Origin of the sequence: Streptomyces niveiscabiei, from assembly GCF_001419795.1 — a bacterium.
GTDB classification, from domain to species: Bacteria; Actinomycetota; Actinomycetes; order Streptomycetales; family Streptomycetaceae; genus Streptomyces; species Streptomyces niveiscabiei.
In genome coordinates this window covers 1-2,436 of sequence record NZ_LIRL01000918.1, presented here as the reverse complement: position 1 = coordinate 2,436, position 2,436 = coordinate 1, and the positions used below count along the sequence as shown (strand labels likewise).

At 71.3% G+C, this 2,436-nt stretch carries 1 protein-coding gene and 1 pseudogene; one reads left to right on the top strand and one right to left on the bottom strand.

Annotated elements, in window-relative coordinates:
• Positions 1-269, bottom strand: a pseudogene (locus AOK24_RS36875) (M6 family metalloprotease domain-containing protein); the annotation flags it as partial.
• Positions 270-599: 330 nt separating this feature from the next.
• Here AOK24_RS36875 and AOK24_RS36870 point away from each other — a divergent pair.
• On the top strand, positions 600-2,436 hold a 1,837-nt coding region (locus AOK24_RS36870), incomplete at its 3' end, for a putative bifunctional diguanylate cyclase/phosphodiesterase (protein WP_055724306.1).

Sequence of the window (2,436 nt, the reverse complement as noted above, 5' to 3'; positions counted from 1 at the left end):
TCGGCGGGGGTGGTGAGGGGGCGGCTGTCGGGGAAGGACAGGAAGACCATCACCGCGTCGAGGGAGCGTGCCGGTCGTGGATAGGCGGCGTTCCAGGTGTCGAGGCCCTCGGAGTGGTGGGCGGTGGTGCGGGTGAGGGCGCAGGGCGCGGTGGAGAAGGGTTCGGCCACCGAGGGGGCGCCGGCGAGGGAGGTCGCGGCGAGCGCGCAGAGCGTGGTGCACACGGCCGCCGACTTGCGCAGTCGAGGGCGCGGGAGCGGACGCGGCACGGGGACCTCCGGAGGCGGGCGGTTCTGGGGACACCTCCACCCACCCTGTACGGGTTTGTCATACCGCGCCTTGTTTGTCTGCCCCGGAAGAGTGAGCGGTATGACATACCGGGGGACCCGCGACACCCCGGAACACTCACGGAACGTCACATGTGGTCCTAGGTCCGCAGAACCGGTCCCGCTGCGGGCAGAAACGATCTGTCAGAAGAGTGGGTAGGTCATGGACACTTGGCAGTGGCTGCGGTGGTCCGGGCCCAGCCTCTATGATCGGCACACTTTCCTGACACTTTCCTGCGCGGACAGAGATCGAGTGCACTGCGGGAGCGAGCGGTGAGCGGAACGTCCGAAGGGCCGACGCCCGCGGCAGACCTCGACCGGTCCGCCGTTACAGAGAGTGACACTTTGGCATCGGATGGTGCCCGAGGGCTGAACGGCGCCCTCGGCCCGTCCACGTATCAGGCGGTCTTCGCCGCGTCCCCCTCGGCCATGGCCGTCGTGGGGCGCGACGGGCTGATCGTCTCCGTCAACACGGCCTTCGGGGAGATCCTCGGGGCCGACCCGGCGGGCCTGGTCGGGCGGGTCGCCGCCGACCTCCTCGACCTCGCGTCCGACGCGCGCACCTGGCACGCGTACCGCGAGGTGCTGTGCGGCCGGCAGGCCGAACTCCGGTGCGCCAGGCGGCTGAAGCAGCCCGACGGGCGGGCCGTGTGGGCGCGGGTCACCGTGTCGCCCCTCGGCGGCGACACGCCCGGGGTGCTGCTGTCGGTCTCCGACATCAGCGCGCGGCGCGAACTCCAGGCGCGGCTGCGCCATCTCCAGATGCACGATCCGGTGACCCGGCTCCCCAACAGGGCGTTGTTCTTCGAGCGGTTGTCGGCCGCGCTGGAGCCCGACGCGTACGAACGGGGCGGCACCGGGCGGATCGGGCTGTGCTACCTCGACCTCGACGGGTTCAAGGCCGTCAACGACACGCTCGGGCACCGGGTCGGCGACCGGCTGCTCGCCGCCGTCGCCGACCGGCTCAACTCCTGTGCGGAGGAGGCCGGTCGGGCCAGAGCGGCGGCGCCGCTCGTCGCGCGGCTCGGCGGGGACGAGTTCGCGCTCCTCGTCGCGGACTCCACCGGCACCGACCAGCTCGCGGAGTTGGCGGAGGCCGTCCTCAAGTCCCTTCAGGCACCGTTCGACCTGGACGGCCAGCGGCTCAACGTCACCGCTTCCATCGGGGTCGTGGAGCGGCACGCGGCGGGCACGACGGCAACCGGCCTCGTCCAGGCGGCGGATACGACGCTGTACTGGGCCAAGGTCGACGGGAAGTCCCGGTGGACGCTGTTCGATCCCGAGCGCAACGCCCACCTGATGACCCGTCAAGCGCTCGCCTCCACACTGCGGCCCGCCATCGAGCGGGGTGAATTCGTGCTGGAGTACCAGCCGTTGGTCGGGATGTCCGACGGACGGCTGCGCGGCGTCGAGGCGTTGGTGCGCTGGGACCATCCCCGGTTCGGGCTGCTGCCGCCGAATCGGTTCGTCGGGCTCGCCGAGGAGGACGGCTCCATCGTGCCGTTGGGGCGCTGGGTGCTGGCGACCGCCTGCCGGCAGGCCCGGCGCTGGCAGCTCGACCATCCCGACGAGACGCCCCTCTTCGTCAGCGTCAACGTCGCCGTCCGGCAGGTGTGGGACTCCGATCTCGTCGCGGACGTCGCGGAGATCCTCGCGGAGACCGAACTCGCGCCGGGGCTCCTCCAGTTGGAGCTCACCGAGTCCGCCGTCATGGGGTCCGCCGGGCGTCCCCTCCAAGCCCTCCAGGCCCTCAGCGACATGGGCGTCCGCATCGCCATCGACGACTTCGGGACGGGGTACTCCAACCTCGCCTACCTCAGCCGTCTGCCGGTCTCGGTGCTCAAGCTGGACGGCTCTTTCGTCCGCGGCTTCCAGTACGACGGCTCCGGCGCGCCACCCAATCCCGCCGACGAGGTCGTCGTCGAGGCCATGATCGACCTCGCCCACCGGCTGGGCCTCACGGTCACCGCCGAATGCGTCGAAACGGCTTCCCAGGCAGCGCGGTTGAGGCGCATCGGGTGCGATACGGGGCAGGGGTGGCTGTACTCCCGTCCGGTGTCGGCGGAGCGCATCGCGGAGTTGCACGGGGGTGGGGCGGAGGGGCCCGGGA